This is a genomic window from Paenibacillus sinensis (genome assembly GCF_019904155.1).
Taxonomy (GTDB): domain Bacteria; phylum Bacillota; class Bacilli; order Paenibacillales; family Paenibacillaceae; genus Paenibacillus_AQ; species Paenibacillus_AQ sinensis.
The window spans coordinates 95,004-109,166 of sequence record NZ_JAHCMB010000148.1 but is presented as its reverse complement, the minus strand read 5'-3'; the positions used below and the strand labels follow the sequence as shown (position 1 = coordinate 109,166).

Annotated in this window: 13 protein-coding genes; 12 read left to right on the top strand and 1 reads right to left on the bottom strand. The window is 56.7% G+C overall.

All coding sequences use genetic code 11. The features are described from left to right. The first annotated feature begins 209 nt into the window (after nucleotides 1-209). The 3 genes from KIH86_RS16735 to KIH86_RS16725 all read left to right on the top strand — a co-directional run bounded on the left by KIH86_RS16735 (nucleotide 210) and on the right by KIH86_RS16725 (nucleotide 2,849). On the top strand, nucleotides 210-881 hold the full coding sequence (locus KIH86_RS16735; RefSeq protein WP_223087379.1) for an HAD family hydrolase: 672 nt from the start codon (nucleotides 210-212) through the stop codon (nucleotides 879-881). A gap of 489 nt (nucleotides 882-1,370) precedes the next feature. After that, nucleotides 1,371-2,453 carry a ribosome small subunit-dependent GTPase A gene (gene rsgA / locus KIH86_RS16730; protein ID WP_223087381.1) on the top strand — a complete coding sequence of 361 codons (1,083 nt, stop codon included), beginning with the start codon at nucleotides 1,371-1,373 and terminating at the stop codon, nucleotides 2,451-2,453. A 258-nt stretch (nucleotides 2,454-2,711) separates the two neighbouring features. Next, nucleotides 2,712-2,849, top strand: coding sequence for a hypothetical protein (locus tag KIH86_RS16725; protein WP_223087383.1), 138 nt, complete (start codon nucleotides 2,712-2,714; stop codon nucleotides 2,847-2,849). A 103-nt stretch (nucleotides 2,850-2,952) separates the two neighbouring features. On the opposite strand, the gene KIH86_RS16720 is transcribed toward KIH86_RS16725, so the two are convergent. Then, nucleotides 2,953-3,192, bottom strand: a complete 240-nt coding sequence (locus KIH86_RS16720) for a hypothetical protein (RefSeq protein ID WP_223087386.1) — start codon at nucleotides 3,190-3,192, stop codon at nucleotides 2,953-2,955. Nucleotides 3,193-3,287: 95 nt separating this feature from the next. Here KIH86_RS16720 and KIH86_RS16715 point away from each other — a divergent pair, with 95 nt between their 5' ends. The 9 genes from KIH86_RS16715 (at nucleotide 3,288) to mutS (ending at nucleotide 14,158) form a co-directional block, all read left to right on the top strand. After that, nucleotides 3,288-3,965, top strand: a complete 678-nt coding sequence (locus tag KIH86_RS16715; RefSeq protein WP_223087388.1) for a hypothetical protein — start codon at nucleotides 3,288-3,290, stop codon at nucleotides 3,963-3,965. A 23-nt stretch (nucleotides 3,966-3,988) separates the two neighbouring features. Then, nucleotides 3,989-4,441, top strand: a complete 453-nt coding sequence (locus KIH86_RS16710; RefSeq protein WP_223087390.1) for a VOC family protein — start codon at nucleotides 3,989-3,991, stop codon at nucleotides 4,439-4,441. 175 nt (nucleotides 4,442-4,616) lie between these two features. Continuing rightward, nucleotides 4,617-5,642 carry an ABC transporter substrate-binding protein gene (locus KIH86_RS16705; RefSeq protein ID WP_223087392.1) on the top strand — a complete coding sequence of 342 codons (1,026 nt, stop codon included), beginning with the start codon at nucleotides 4,617-4,619 and terminating at the stop codon, nucleotides 5,640-5,642. A gap of 49 nt (nucleotides 5,643-5,691) precedes the next feature. Then, entirely contained in the window at nucleotides 5,692-6,477 is a 786-nt protein-coding gene (locus KIH86_RS16700; RefSeq protein WP_223087394.1) for an ABC transporter ATP-binding protein, read from the top strand. Between the two features lie 22 nt (nucleotides 6,478-6,499). Beyond that, nucleotides 6,500-7,345: an ABC transporter permease gene (locus KIH86_RS16695; protein WP_223087397.1), complete on the top strand. Its 846-nt coding sequence runs from the start codon at nucleotides 6,500-6,502 to the stop codon at nucleotides 7,343-7,345. 174 nt (nucleotides 7,346-7,519) lie between these two features. Continuing rightward, nucleotides 7,520-8,506, top strand: a complete 987-nt coding sequence (locus tag KIH86_RS16690; protein WP_223087399.1) for an aromatic acid exporter family protein — start codon at nucleotides 7,520-7,522, stop codon at nucleotides 8,504-8,506. Between the two features lie 277 nt (nucleotides 8,507-8,783). Continuing rightward, on the top strand, nucleotides 8,784-9,341 hold the full coding sequence (locus tag KIH86_RS16685; protein ID WP_223087402.1) for an outer spore coat protein CotE: 558 nt from the start codon (nucleotides 8,784-8,786) through the stop codon (nucleotides 9,339-9,341). Nucleotides 9,342-9,527: 186 nt separating this feature from the next. Then, nucleotides 9,528-11,009: a putative amidoligase domain-containing protein gene (locus KIH86_RS16680; RefSeq protein ID WP_223087404.1), complete on the top strand. Its 1,482-nt coding sequence runs from the start codon at nucleotides 9,528-9,530 to the stop codon at nucleotides 11,007-11,009. Between the two features lie 266 nt (nucleotides 11,010-11,275). After that, nucleotides 11,276-14,158, top strand: coding sequence for a DNA mismatch repair protein MutS (mutS, locus tag KIH86_RS16675; protein ID WP_223087407.1), 2,883 nt, complete (start codon nucleotides 11,276-11,278; stop codon nucleotides 14,156-14,158). Nucleotides 14,159-14,163: the final 5 nt, after the last annotated feature.

Genomic DNA, 14,163 nt, shown 5'->3' with positions numbered 1-14,163 from the left:
TAGGAACAGTTTCTCCGGCACTTATTAATGGAAGCGTTAACAAAATGGCGGCTGCGAATGGATCAGCGAGATTTGAGATACCAAACTTGCACAAAGCACCTTTTGCACGGAACACGCCTGACAATCTGCCTGATTTTCCAGTATAATGCCTATGAGAATCCATCCTGCGAAGGCTGGAGAACAGAACGAAGGCAGGGAGAATCGGAAGAATGGGAACCGCAAAAGCACTTTTATTTGATCTGGACAATACGCTGATGGATCGTGATGCCACGTTCCGCAGCTTCGGCACACAATTCATTTCGCACTATTTTGGGCATATGAATCTTGAAGAGCAGCTTGCTCTGGTCGAGGACATGATCGTCCGCGATGCGGACGGTTACAGGGATAAAGACGGTTTTTTCCGTGAGCTCAGTGAGGTGCTGCCCTGGAAAGAGCCCGTCGCAGCAGAGGAAATCAGGGGATTTTACGATATTCATTATGCCGGACACGGCGCACTGATGAAGGATGCGGTGGAATGTCTGGACTATTTGAAAGGCAGAAGCTATCCCCTCGGGCTTGTCACGAATGGAAAAAGCGACATTCAACGGGGGAAAATCGAACTGTTGAAACTTGAAGGTTACTTCAACACCATTGTGATCTCTGGCGAGGCCGGAATCACCAAGCCGGATGAGGCGATTTACCGTCTTGCACTGGAGAAGCTTGGCTATGCTGCGGATGAAACGCTGTTCATAGGCGATCATCCCGTGAACGACATTTGGGGAGCGGGACGCACCGGCATGCAGGGGATCTGGCTGCGGCGTAATCATCCCTGGGACGAGAAGCTGGACGTTCGCCCGTGGCGGACGATCGATGAGCTCTGCGAGCTCAAAGAAATTCTGTGAAGCAGGAAGGGCAGGTTGACAACACAAGGTCTTCCCGTTTATGATAGTTCCATTAATTACCGGAAGGAGTGGATGTCGTAATGACAGTTCAAATGGTCAAACTGTTGCCAGTTGTTATTGATTGGGATACGACTCTTCCGGGAATAGGCCGTTCACGCTGATTAGACGCTGCGGCTGACTCGCCGCGCTTACATGAAGCCGCCGGAACCGTATCCAGGTTCCGGCGGCTTTTTTTGCGGCCGGGGAAGCGGGGGAGATTGATCCCCGTCTTTCTCGTGCCATTCGCGTGAGCTTCGGGAGATTTCAATTCTTCCCATCCGCGTGAGAAGAAGCTGTAGCGGCCCGCTCCATAAGCGCGTAAACGCGGGAGCGGTTGGAGAAGCCCGCCGGAACCGAAAGGTCCGGCGGGCTTTTTGGCGTGCGGATTCCCGGAAGTACGATGAAGGAATAAGAAAAATACTCGAAACTCACAACCAATGGAGGTATTACATGAATTTAGAGAAATATGGTTGGAATGAACAATGGAAAGAGCAATGGAACCGGAATGGAGAACGGTCCGAAGGAACAATCCCTGCCCGCATCATCGGCGACTTCGGAAGCCGTTATCGGGTCGTGACGGAGGAAGGCGAAGGCTGGGGTGAGCTATCCGGCAAGCTGAGACATTCGCTGGAGACCTTCGGCGATTACCCGGCAATCGGGGATTGGACGGAGGTGAGAAAATCGGAAGCCGGACCGTATATTCTTCAGCATGTGCTGGAACGGCGCAGCCAGATTTCAAGAAGGGCCGCCGGAAGTCAGCCCCGGGAGCAGATCGTCGCCGCCAATGTCGACACCCTCTTCCTGGTCAGCGCCTTGAACGATGATTACAATATCCGCCGGATGGAGCGGTATTTGATTATGGCCTGGAACAGCGGAGCGTCGCCTGTTATTGTCCTGACGAAAGCGGATCTGTGCGATGATCCCGAGTCCAAGCTGCGCGAGATGGAGCTTACCGCTCCCGGTGTGCCCGTGCTGGCGGTCAGCGCCGTGAAAGACTTGGGACGGGCCGAATTGATGCCCTATATCGGAGAGGGAAGAACTGCCACGCTTACCGGCTCCTCGGGCTGCGGCAAATCGACGCTCGTCAATTGGCTAAGCGGAGAGGAACTCCAGCAGACCGGCGAGGTCCGGGAGGATGACAGCCGGGGACGGCATACGACGACGCGGCGGGAGCTGTTCCTGCTGCCGGACGGAGGCATCATCATCGACACGCCCGGCATGCGGGAGCTTCAGCTGTGGGAGGATGAAGGCGGCCTGGATCTGGCATTTGCCGATATCGCGCGGCTGTCGGAGGGCTGCCGCTTCACCGATTGCCGCCATGAACATGAGGAAGGCTGCGCAGTCCGCGAGGCGGTGGAGAGCGGGGAGCTGCCGGAGAAGCGGCTCCGGAGCTACCGGAAGACCCAGCGCGAGCTGCGATTTCAGGCGTCGAAAGAATCGCGCCTCAAACGCAAGGGGGCAGCAGCGGCCGGAACCAAAAGCTCCGGCTCACACGCCCGGAAGTACGACTGGCGCGCCGAAATGGATGAATGAACGGTCTCCAAAATATTTTTTTACGCAGGATGTCCGCTTCCTCCAGACGTTCTCTCCTATATCTTTGAATGGGAGCGTTCTTATCTCCGGTATTGCCTCTAGATATGGAGTATCGCTGCCTCTTAACCGTTGAGTGTGCAATACCGGACCCGTTAAGCCCTCGTTTAAAATGTGACGGACGAGGTTATATAGGGATTACCAGATGATCAGGAAATTCTTTCCTGTCTCTTCTGCAGATCAGAAAAAGGAGCGATTGACATGTCCATTGACCGTTTCATAATCAAAAAATTGGACAACTGTCACGAGCAGACGAAGGTCAACTTGGTCAAGCTGTTTCAGCTTCGGATTCAGAAGGCGGAGAAGGCGGAGAGTCGGATTCATCGAACCGGATCATGATGCGAATGTCTACGGAGACAATCAGGTCAAATAAAAAAGCATTCTTCCGGGCGGAAGGATGCTTTTTTATTAAACTAGCATATTCAAGGGATTAAGTTCATCTTTAATAGAGAGACAGTGCCAATGTGTCGTCTTCGCTGAAGCTGTGCAGGATAGCTTCGGAGCCTTTGATCTCGATGCTGATCAGGGAGTTCAGGCATTTCTTGAGGGCGTTTTTCCCTTTGTTGATTTTGAGATCCAGCGTGCTTGTGAGCAGTTTGAGTACTTTTTGAGTTGGCTGTTTGTTATCTGTAGTAAAATATACCGGAACACTCTTGTTCTGGAAAGTAATCAGCATTCTCATTAGANATAATACCTCTCTTTTCTTAATTTTACCTTAAAATTAGCTTATGATAACATAAAGATTGGTAGATTCAAGATCGGAAGGATACGATCTCAGTGATAGAAGAACAATCGATGAAATATTTGCGGTTTCTGATGCCTGAAGGAGACAAGCTTATAAGAAGCAGTGAACTGCCATCCGAACAATCGGATATTAGGCGGGTCTGCCGCCTGCATTACCGAAGCGGGGACAAGGACTGCGACCTGCTTATATATGTCAATCCCCGGCAAGTGATCATTCTCCGCAAGGGGAGAGTGGAGCCTGAATGTCATGCGCTGGATGATCCCGGCCATGAACAAGCGATCAGAGAAGCCATTCTGGAGGGCATCATTCTCCCTGAAGCTCCATTCGGAGGGAGGGAAGACCCCGCGCTGCTCATGTCCAAAATGCAGTACAGGGAAATTCTGAACCGGGCGTCCGGCTCTATTCTCCAGCTGTGCCGCTATGTGAAGCGGACTACCGGAGACTCACGGCTCTCGATCCGGTTCGCGTTCACCGTCCGTTCTCCACGCACTTCGGGCGAGCTGCGCATTGGCTCCAGACAGGGCAGGGACTGGACATTTCAGTACGCTTCCTTTCTGGGCAGCCGCTGCTGCGGTTGGCTTCTCCGGATGAGCTGTGGAGAGGGACAGGACTGGGTATCGGCATCGACGGTGGACAAGGAGCTGTTCTGCTCGATTTTTCTGGATTGGCTGCTGCATTGGGAGCCGGACGGAAAAGCAGATGTCAGATAGACCAATTATATGAGGTGAGGTACATGGATAATGGATGGTTAGGCACGCAGTTTGTTACCCAGATCGGTATTATTGTCAAGGATGTGGAGCAGACCTCCCGGAGCTACGCCGATTTCTTCGGTGTTCCCAAGCCGGAATCCTTCTGGACGGACACAGCGGACCTTGCGCAGACGGAATATGTTGGTGAACCGACGCCGGCACGGGCGAAACTCGCCTTCTTCGATATGGGTCAGCTGCAAATCGAGCTGATTCAGCCGGATGAGGGACCTTCCACCTGGCGAGAATTTCTGGACAAGCAGGGGGAGGGCGTTCACCATATCGCCTTTGGCATCAAGGGTATGAAGGAGAAAATCGCACTCTTGGAGAATAATGGCATGCCGCTTATTCAAAAAGGGGAGTATACGGGCGGAAGATACGCGTATATGGACACGTTCGATGAGCTGAAGGTGCTGGTGGAGCTGCTTGAGAACGACTGATAGACCGATTTCAAAATGCAGACGGTTTGGCCGACATGGCCGGGCCGTCTTTTTTTATAACCGATTACTGGGCATCTGCATATGCTGGATTATCCAGCTCCGGGGGAGAGCATGACTCCTATCCGATATTCGGAAGCGTCAGCCCCCGCAAGGGCAGGGGAGAGAGGAGAGACGCATGATGCGTAAAGGGTACAGAGCCGCGGCGCTGGCGCTTGCGGTCGGGATGGCCGTCTCCATGCTCGCCGGCTGCGGCGGGAAGAGCGAGTCAGCCTCAATTAAGGTGAAGGTCGGAGAGGTAACGAGATCCGTGTTCTATGCGCCCGAATATGTGGCGTTGTCTCAAGGTTTTTTCAAGGATGAGGGGCTGGATGTCGAGCTTCAGACGATTCCCGGGGGAGACAAGACGATGACGGCGCTGCTGTCAGGAGCGATCGATGTGGCGCTGGTGGGCTCGGAGACGTCGATTTATGTCTATCAGCAGGGCAGCGACGATCCGGTGATCAACTTTGCCCAACTGACACAGCGCGACGGCACCTTCCTGTTCGCCCGCAAGGAGCAGTCGAATTTTGATTGGAGCGAATTGAAGGGATCGACCTTCCTGGGCCAGCGCAAAGGCGGCATGCCGCAGATGGCCGGAGATTTCACGCTGAAGAAGAAAGGGATCGATTCATCCAAGGATTTGACTCTGATCCAGAATATTGATTTTGCGAATATCGCGGGAGCTTTTGCATCGGGTACGGGCGATTATGTGCAGCTGTTCGAGCCGCAGGCGTCGATCTTCGAGCGGGAGGGACGGGGCAAGGTCGTGGCATCATTCGGGGTCGAGAGCGGATATTTGCCTTACACCGTGTTCATGGCGAAGAACAGCTTTATAAGCAAGAACGACAAGACGGTGCAGAAATTTACGAATGCCCTGCAAGAAGCCCAGAATTGGGTGAAGTCCCACAGTCCGGAGGAGATTGCGGATGCCGTAATGACATACTTCAAGGATACGGATAAGGATATTCTCGTCTCGGCGATCAAGCGGTATAAGGATCAGGACACGTACGCGCTGAACCCTGTCATCGACGATGCGGAATGGAACAATCTCCTGGATGTCATGGAAAATGCGGGTGAGCTGAAGGAACGCGTTCCGTCCGCCAAAATCGTCAACAACTCGTTCGCGGAGAAGGCGTTGTCTGAGGTAAAGGGAGACAAATAAAGACAGAGTCTTGAAGTCAACAATGCGCCATGAAAAGGAGGAAGCCGCCATGCCGCCGGTAGTCGAACTGCGCTCAGTCTCACATGCATATCTGGAGGACCGGAACGCTTCTTTGGCGCTGGAGAATATCGAACTTGTTATCGAAAAAGGAGAGTTCGTCAGCCTGGTCGGACCGAGCGGCTGCGGCAAAACAACGCTTCTCTCCATCATCTCCGGCCTGCTTAAGCCATCAAAGGGAGAGGTGCGGGTGAACGGCTCTCCGGTCCTTGGTCCTTCGCCTTGCACCGGGTACATGCTGCAGCAGGACTATCTCTTCCCGTGGCGGACGATTCTGGAGAACGCGCTGCTCGGACTTGAATTGACCGGCAGGCCGAACGCGGAAGAACGTGCCAAGACGGCAGCGCTGCTGGCCGAAATGGGACTAAAGGGGAAGGAAGACTCCTTCCCCGGCCAGCTCTCCGGCGGTATGCGCCAGCGGGTGGCTCTCGTGCGGACGCTGGCTACCGACCCGGAGCTGCTGCTGCTTGATGAGCCATTCTCCGCGTTGGATTACCAGATCAAGCTCCAGCTTGAGGATCTTGTGTCGGAGACTCTCCGGAGCAGGGGGAAGACAGCACTGCTGGTTACCCATGATTTATCCGAGGCAATTGCAGTAAGCAGCAGGGTCATTCTGATGGGACGGAATCCGGGGAGAATCCGCCGTGTCTTCGATATCCCCCGAAGCATCGCGGATACGCCGCCGCTGTATGCCCGGGACCAGCCGGGATTCGCCGAGCTGTTCCATTCCGTCTGGAGAGAAATGGAGACGGAGGGAGCCGGCGGTTCGGCTGGCTAGCCAATGAAAGGAGGAGCGGAACATGAAGCAGGAGATTCTGAGCGGGAGTGGCACGGCGAGAGCGTCCGCCAGCGACTGGCTGGCCTCCGAGCATGTCGATTATCTTCGCGGCAAGCGGAAGCATCGCAGAAACGTCCGGCTCGTCCAGACCGGACTGCTGCTCCTGTTCTTCGGTTTATGGGAAGTTGCCGCACGGCAGGGATGGATTGACCGGCTGTTGTTCAGCAGTCCGTCAAGAGTATGGGACCAGCTGCTGAAGAGCGCGCTTGACGGAAGCCTGTGGCATCATCTGGGGATCACTGTCTGGGAGACGGCGGCCGGCTTTGTCCTTGGGACGCTTGTGGGAACGCTGCTGGCCGCTTTGATCTGGTGGTCGCCGTTTCTGTCGGCTGTGCTCGATCCCTACATGGTTGTCTTCAACAGCATGCCGAAGGTGGCGCTCGGCCCAATCTTTATCGTGATGTTCGGAGCGGGTTTTACAGCGATTGTCATGACGACGCTCTCCATCACGGTCATCGTCACGACGCTGGTTGTGTACAACAGCTTCCAGGGAGTCGATCCCAATTATGTGAGGGTGATCCGGTCGTTCGGAGGAGGGCGGGGTCAGGTCTTCAGCAAAGTCATTCTTCCGGCGTCGTTCCCTGCGATCATCTCGACACTGAAGGTCAATGTCGGCATGTCCTGGGTCGGCGTCATTGTCGGTGAATTTCTGGTGGCGAAATCGGGTCTGGGATACTTGATCATCTACGGATTCCAGGTGTTCAATTTCACACTGGTTATGTCCAGCCTGCTCGTCATCGCCATTGTCGCCACGCTCATGTATCAAGTCGTCGTTTACTTCGAGAAACTGCTGCTGACCCGGCGCTGATCCGAGTATTTCGGGCCTTAATAAGAAGCGAAATCCATTCTTGTTCCGGTTACGCCGGGTCCGCTTTGCGTCAAGTATTGTGACTTTTCTGAAAATCAAGTACCATGATCTTGATCGAAAGGACGTTCCAACATCCGGTACGGATCGAAAAAGTGACAAGGCGGGGTATTATTCATGGGATTTCGCATCATCAAGACGGCGGCGGCGACGCTGCTGTCTGTTCTTCTGGCTGCAGCTGTTCACATTCCGAATGCGCAGAGCGCCGGGCTGCTGGCCATTCTGGGCGTGGAGGTGACGAGAAAGCGGAGTCTTCGGACGATAACGGCGCGTTTTATCGCCTCGCTGGTCGGGCTGCTGATCGGCTGCGCTCTTTTTGCAATATTCGGCTTCGAATACTGGGTCCTCGGCCTGTTCGTTCTGCTGGGGTTTCCGCTTATCGTCCGTTCAGGCTTCAAGGAAGGCATCGTGACAAGCTCCGTTATCGTGTTTCGCGTGTTCGGACAAGCTGAGCTGAACTTTGGAATCATCCTCCAACAGGTGGAACTGCTCATTATTGGCCTAGGATCGGCCGGACTCTGCAACCTGATCTATATGCCTAAATCGGATCAGATGATGTACGGAATCCGCAAAGAAGTGGACGGTATGTTCTCCGTAATATTCCGGCAGTTCGCCAAATCACTGCGGGACCCGCAGTACGTATGGGACGGCAAGGAGCTGATTCAGGCGGGAAGCACGATTCAGCGCGGTCTGACGGCTGCGGCCCGGGAAATGGAGAACAGCGTCATTCATCCGGATGAGGCATGGAATGTCTACTTCTATATGCGGAAGGAGCAGCTCGAATCCATCCAGAATATGCTGCAGCTGCTCTCGCAGGTGTATCAGCATCTGCCTCATGGCAAAATGGTCGCCGAGCTGTTCGAGCAGCTGAGCCAGGATGTGCTTAACGAGGGGTATACAGGAAGGACGGAGGGCCTGTTGACCGAGCTTGAGGAAAGCTTCAAGGAAATGACCCTGCCCTCCTCGCGGGAGGAATTCGAGGTCCGCTCCGCCATCCTCCAGCTCTGCCGGGAGCTGGCGCTCTATTTGAAGATCGCGAAGCAGTATAAGGCCCCCATCGCTTCCGGCCGGCAGACCGCTGCGGAGAATGCGGGGAGCCGGTAGGCGTAAGCCCCGTCTTCATTATCTATTAATAATCGGCTGACAAGAGGAAGGCCGCTTTTTCCTGTACAGGGAAAGAGCGGCCTTCCTCGCGGTCTGGCAGAAATGAGAAGCAGCGGGATAACGAATTTCCCCCTCCCGGGCACAGCGCTACCGCTGCTTTTTCCTTGAACGGCAAGGGTTTGAGTGACTTCTCGAACTTATCCAAAAATAGTTGTCACTCTAGGCCTTTGCCCTGCATACACTTCATAGTGAATGATTGTATGGAGGAGGTTCAAAGATGTCATTAGGCCATAAACGCCAAACAAGGGAGATCATTACGAAAGCGATTTGCGGCAAGGGTCGTAAGTTCTCCACCGTAACCCATACCGTAACTCCGCCACATCATCCGACGAGTATTTTGGGGGCTTGGATTATCAACCACCAGTACGAAGCGGTTGCCGCCGGAAACGGAATCGAGGTGATCGGTACTTACGATATCAACATCTGGTATTCGTATGACAAGAACAAACAGACCGAGGTAGCGAAGGAGACGGTCTCCTATGTGGAGCCAATTCCGCTCTCCTATCTCGATCCGAAACACCGGGCTTCCACCGTCGAGGTATCTGCGGACGCAACGCAGGAACCGAACTGTGTAGAAGCGGGTGTAACCTCGGGAGGCGGCAGTGTCACAATTCGGGTCGAACGGGAATTCGAGGCCGAATTGGTCGCGGAGACGAAGCTCCGCGTATACGTCAGTGATGCCGAGAGCGACCCGGAAGACAAGGACTACGACTACGAGTCCGAAGGCTTCGACTATGAGGATCTGGACCCCGACGCGCTGGACGATGAGCTGTAAGACGGCTTTGACGCCCGCCGGCGTCTCCCGCTGCCCGGTACGGGTATCTCCGTGCCGGCGAGAGCGGAAACGGATATGCAGTATCATATGAACCGGGAGCGGGGACGTAGAGGGCGGATGCCCTCCTTTTTTTGAATAATTTTCGGACTGGGCCTGTCTATTTTGGGCAGCTGCCCGCCGAAGAAGATGGCCTTATTCGCAAAAGCAGCTTCCGTATATTTTCTGCATGGGGGAGACGGGATGAACGAAGGACTGGACGTATACCTCTCGCTGTCGCCCGGGGGCCGGGAACGGCGGCTGCAGAGGGCGGGGATTCATGCCGAATTCGTCTCGGCAGGCGGTTCGCGGTCGAAGGGTAACCGCCGGATGTCGGGTGCGGCCGGGGAAGAGCGAGTTCGGCAGGACCGGGCTAAGGAATCCCATAGGGAGGATATCTTTCGCCAGCGGTATCGAACTGCGGTCTTCAACCTGCAGCCGCTCGGAACGGCACTTCTTGGAACGGGAATGGACCGCATGTCCTTTCAATCGATATGGGGACAGCCTACACTCTCGTCTCGCGGTGTCCCAAGCCCGGGCACAGAGGAAGACACACCGGCTGTTACAGTTACAGGGGAACGGGGCAGGTTGTTCAAACGGCTCGGCAGCCTTGCCGTCAAAGCCTTGTACGGCCTCGGGCTGGATAGCGGGGAGGTTCTCATTACCGCCGGTGGCGAGGGCCACTACACCGTGACAGGCATTTCTCCTCTCGTCTCAGCGAAGGGCCGGGCATTACCCGAACCTTACCGCCAGGCGGATGAAGCTCTGCGCCTGGCGCTGGCAGGGGAGGGTCCAAATCGGCCGGACCTGCTGATGGGCATGGACCCGGAGTTCATCCTGCTCCGGGAGGACACCGGCCGCGTCGTCCCTGCGTCGCGGCATCTGCCCCTGGGCGGCGCGGCAGGCTGCGACGCCGGTCCCCCGGGAACGCGCGGCGTGTTCCCGGTCGCCGAGCTGCGCCCCGGCCCGCGCGCCGCGCCGCGCGCGCTGATGGCGCAGCTGCGGTCCGCGGCGATGCTCGCGGACCGGCTCATTCCCGGCCCCGGCATCGGCTGGCGGGCCGGGGGGATGCCGCTGAGGGGCTGGGCCCTCGGCGGGCATTTGCACTTCAGCGGCGTCGTGCTGACGGCGCCGCTGCTGCGCGCGCTCGATAACTATCTCGCGCTGCCGGTTGCACTGCTGGAGGACGAGCGCGCCTCCGGCCGCCGTCCCCGCTACGGGACGCTCGGCGATTTCCGGCTCCAGCCGCATGGCGGCTTCGAGTACCGGACCCTGCCGAGCTTCCTGGTCTCCCCGGACATCGCCCGGGGAGTGATCGCGCTGGCTCACCTCATTGTGAGCCGGTATGAGGCCCTGCCGCTGCGGCCGCTGGACCGCGAGCCGGTGCACGCCGCCTATTACGGCGGCGGCAGGAAGACGCTGCGCGCAGCAGCGGCTCCGCTGATCCGGCAGCTGCGGACGCTGCCGGAATACGCCGGGCTCCGCGGGGATGCGGAGCCGCTGCTCCGGATGGTCGAGGAGGGCCGGCGGTGGGAGGAGTCCCGGAACATCCGGGAACTGTGGCGCCTCGAATTCGACCGGGTGAAGGACCTTGACCGGAGCGCGGAGAGTATATTCAGCCCGTCGCGCTAGGGTTTTACCGCCGCTTGGTTAAGACTGGCAGCTTGGACGTGTACAATCTGTGTATTGATCTTTTGATAAACGCTGCGACGTTTCGTTCACGACGCTTGTTTGAAAGAGAGACGGTTACAGAAGAACAGATGCGGACCCGCCTAGCGAGCGGGTTCGCTTTGTTGTGGCATGAACAAGAAGAACATTTGTTTCGCTTTCGGATTCCCCCTGTCCGGGAAGTTCTGTTATAATGAGCAGATAAGCATGTAATGGCCTGGAGGTACCCGATGGCAAAATATACACCGATGATCGAACAGTATTTGAAGGTAAAGGAAGGGGCGAAGGATGCCTTCCTTTTTTTCCGGCTGGGCGATTTCTATGAAATGTTCTTTGACGACGCTCTGCTGGCATCCAAAGAGCTGGAAATTACATTGACCGGCCGCGAAGGAGGAGGCGACGAGCGCATTCCGATGTGCGGCGTGCCTTATCATTCGGCTGAGGGTTATATCCAGCGCCTGATCGAGAAGGGCTACAAGGTCGCCATTTGCGAGCAGCTTGACGATCCGGCGACAACAAAAGGCATGGTCCGGCGGGATATCGTCCGGGTCGTGACGCCCGGTACGGTGATGGAAGGCCGGACGCTGGCCGACAAGAGCAACAATTACCTCGTATGCGTCACCGAGCTGGATGGCATGACGGCGCTGGCTGCCTGTGATTTAACGACCGGCGAGCTCTATGTCACTTCTTCGCCTGCGAGCGAAGAGGGGCTTCGCGGCGAAATCGGCACTTACGAGCCAGCCGAAATGATCGGGGATGCGAAGCTGCTGGAACGACTTCAGGGCGAGTCGCTCCCCGGCGCCAAGCCGGTTGTCTATACACCTTGGGAGAAGAAGGATGAGCCGAAAGCGCGCGAACAGTTCGGTGAGGCCGCCTGGGCGCGGCTGGAACAGGAACGCGCGCAATGCCTTTCGATTCTGATCTCATATCTGAATGAGACCCAGCGGCGTTCGCTGGGACAGCTCAGTCATATTTCCTCATATGAACCGGGCAACTTCATGATTCTCGATCCCTTCACGCGGCGGAATCTGGAGCTGACCGAGACGGTCCGGGAACGCTCCAAGAAGGGCTCGCTGCTCTGGCTGCTGGACCGCACGGAGACCTCGATGGGCGCGCGGCTGCTGCGGCGGCGAATCGACAAGCCGCTGCTGCAGCGGCACCAGATCGAACGGCGTCTTGAGGCTGTGGAACATCTGTACAATCAGTTCATTCTGCGGGAGGACCTGCGGCTCGCTCTGAAGGAAATCTATGATTTGGAACGGCTGACGGGCCGGGTGGCTTACGGCAGCGCCAACGGCCGTGATTTGAACGCGCTGAAGCTGTCCCTGGCGCAGATTCCCGCGCTTAAAGAGCTGTGTCTCGCCTCCGCTTCTTCCACACTTAGGGAGCTGGGGGAAGCCATTGACGAATGCGCCGACCTGCGGGAGGACATCGAGAAGGCGATCATCGAAGATCCGCCGGTATCTGTTCGGGACGGCGGCATTATCCGGCCGGGCTATCATGAGCGGCTTGACGACCTCCGGGAGGCCGGCAGCAGCGGCAAACGCTGGATTGCCGAGCTGGAAGCGAAGGAGCGGCAGGCAACCGGCATCAAGTCGCTGAAGATCGGCTACAACAAGGTATTCGGCTATTATATAGAAATTACGCGCAGCAACCTGTCCGTTCTTCCGGAAGGACGGTATGAGCGCAAGCAGACGCTGGCGAACGCGGAGCGGTTCGTCACACCGGAGCTGAAGGAGAAGGAAGCGCTGATCCTTGAAGCCCAGGACAAGATGACGGACCTGGAGTATACGCTGTTCACCGAGCTGAGAGACCGGCTGTGCACACAAATTCCAAGGCTTCAGAGTCTTGCAGAGAAGGTTGCGGAGATTGACGTGTACCAGAGTCTGGCTGCTGTCAGCGCCGAGCAGCGGTTCGTGAAGCCGACGCTGACCGATGGCTATGATCTGCATGTCGAAGGCGGACGCCATCCGGTTGTTGAAGCGGTTCTGAAGGATACCTCATTCATTGCGAACAGCAGTACTCTATCGAAGCAAAGCGGCCGTATCCTGCTCATTACCGGTCCGAACATGGCGGGAAAAAGCACCTACATGCGCCAGGTCGCCCTTATCTGCATTCTGGCGCAAATCGGCTGCTTCGTGCCTGCCGACAAGGCGGAAATTCCGGTGATCGACCGGGTATTCACGCGGATCGGTGCCGCAGACGATCTGATCGGCGGCCAGAGCACGTTCATGGTCGAGATGGCCGACATCCAGCTGATGACGGAGCAGGCGACGCCGCGCAGCCTTATTATCATCGACGAGCTGGGCCGGGGCACCTCCACGGGCGAGGGCATGGCAATTGCCCAGGCGGTCATCGAATATGTACATGATGTGATCGGTTGTAAGGCGCTGGTATCGACGCATTTTCATGAGCTGGCCCATCTGGAAGAAATGCTGGAAGGGCTGCGGAACTATTCCATGGCTGTTCAGGAGAGCGGAGACAAGGTTCATTTCCTGCGGAAGCTGATACCGGGTGCGGCGGACAGCAGTTACGGAATCTACTGCGCGCGGCTTGCCGGCCTGCCGGGCAGCATCATCGACCGGGCCTATGGTCTTCTTCAAGATATGGGACAGGCCTCTCCCGCTGGCGGAATTCAGAGCAGGTCTGGAATCTCAGTCGGTGAGACTGCGATCCGTGAAGCGGCTGCGGGAATCGTCTCGGAGGGAGACGCAGGGTCGGCTGCCGCTTCTTCTTCACTAGAGCCGATTGGCGCTGCACGGACCGGAAGTTCAGGCGCATTGGCGGCTCAGGGCGCGCTGCCGGATGCTAGTCCCTCCAAGGGTAATGAATCACGGACGCCGGAGCCGTCGTCCCGGAATGCATACCATTCGTCTCATTCGTCTGCTCCCGATTCCGATCTCGGCAGCGAGCAGAGTGGCGAAGTGGTTCAGCTCTCGATCTTCGGTGACGAGGAGCCGCGGCGCGGCCGCAAGGGAGCCGGACAGCGCGACCATACGGTTGCGGATGATATTATGGCTGCCGTCGGAGCGGCGGACCTGATGAACATGACGCCGCTGCAGGCGATGCAGCTGTTGAACGAATTGAAAATGAAAATTCGTGTGAAATCATGATTTGA

Bases quoted from the DNA above. Each gene is read 5' to 3' on its own strand.
- KIH86_RS16735 (WP_223087379.1), top strand. From the start codon at position 210: ATGGGAACCGCAAAAGCACTTTTATTTGATCTGGACAATACGCTGATG.
- rsgA (WP_223087381.1), top strand. From the start codon at position 1,371: ATGAATTTAGAGAAATATGGTTGGAATGAACAATGGAAAGAGCAATGG.
- KIH86_RS16725 (WP_223087383.1), top strand. From the start codon at position 2,712: ATGTCCATTGACCGTTTCATAATCAAAAAATTGGACAACTGTCACGAG.
- KIH86_RS16720 (WP_223087386.1), bottom strand. From the start codon at position 3,192: ATGAGAATGCTGATTACTTTCCAGAACAAGAGTGTTCCGGTATATTTT.
- KIH86_RS16710 (WP_223087390.1), top strand. From the start codon at position 3,989: ATGGATAATGGATGGTTAGGCACGCAGTTTGTTACCCAGATCGGTATT.
- KIH86_RS16705 (WP_223087392.1), top strand. From the start codon at position 4,617: ATGATGCGTAAAGGGTACAGAGCCGCGGCGCTGGCGCTTGCGGTCGGG.
- KIH86_RS16700 (WP_223087394.1), top strand. From the start codon at position 5,692: ATGCCGCCGGTAGTCGAACTGCGCTCAGTCTCACATGCATATCTGGAG.
- KIH86_RS16695 (WP_223087397.1), top strand. From the start codon at position 6,500: ATGAAGCAGGAGATTCTGAGCGGGAGTGGCACGGCGAGAGCGTCCGCC.
- KIH86_RS16690 (WP_223087399.1), top strand. From the start codon at position 7,520: ATGGGATTTCGCATCATCAAGACGGCGGCGGCGACGCTGCTGTCTGTT.
- KIH86_RS16685 (WP_223087402.1), top strand. From the start codon at position 8,784: ATGTCATTAGGCCATAAACGCCAAACAAGGGAGATCATTACGAAAGCG.
- KIH86_RS16680 (WP_223087404.1), top strand. From the start codon at position 9,528: ATGGCCTTATTCGCAAAAGCAGCTTCCGTATATTTTCTGCATGGGGGA.
- mutS (WP_223087407.1), top strand. From the start codon at position 11,276: ATGGCAAAATATACACCGATGATCGAACAGTATTTGAAGGTAAAGGAA.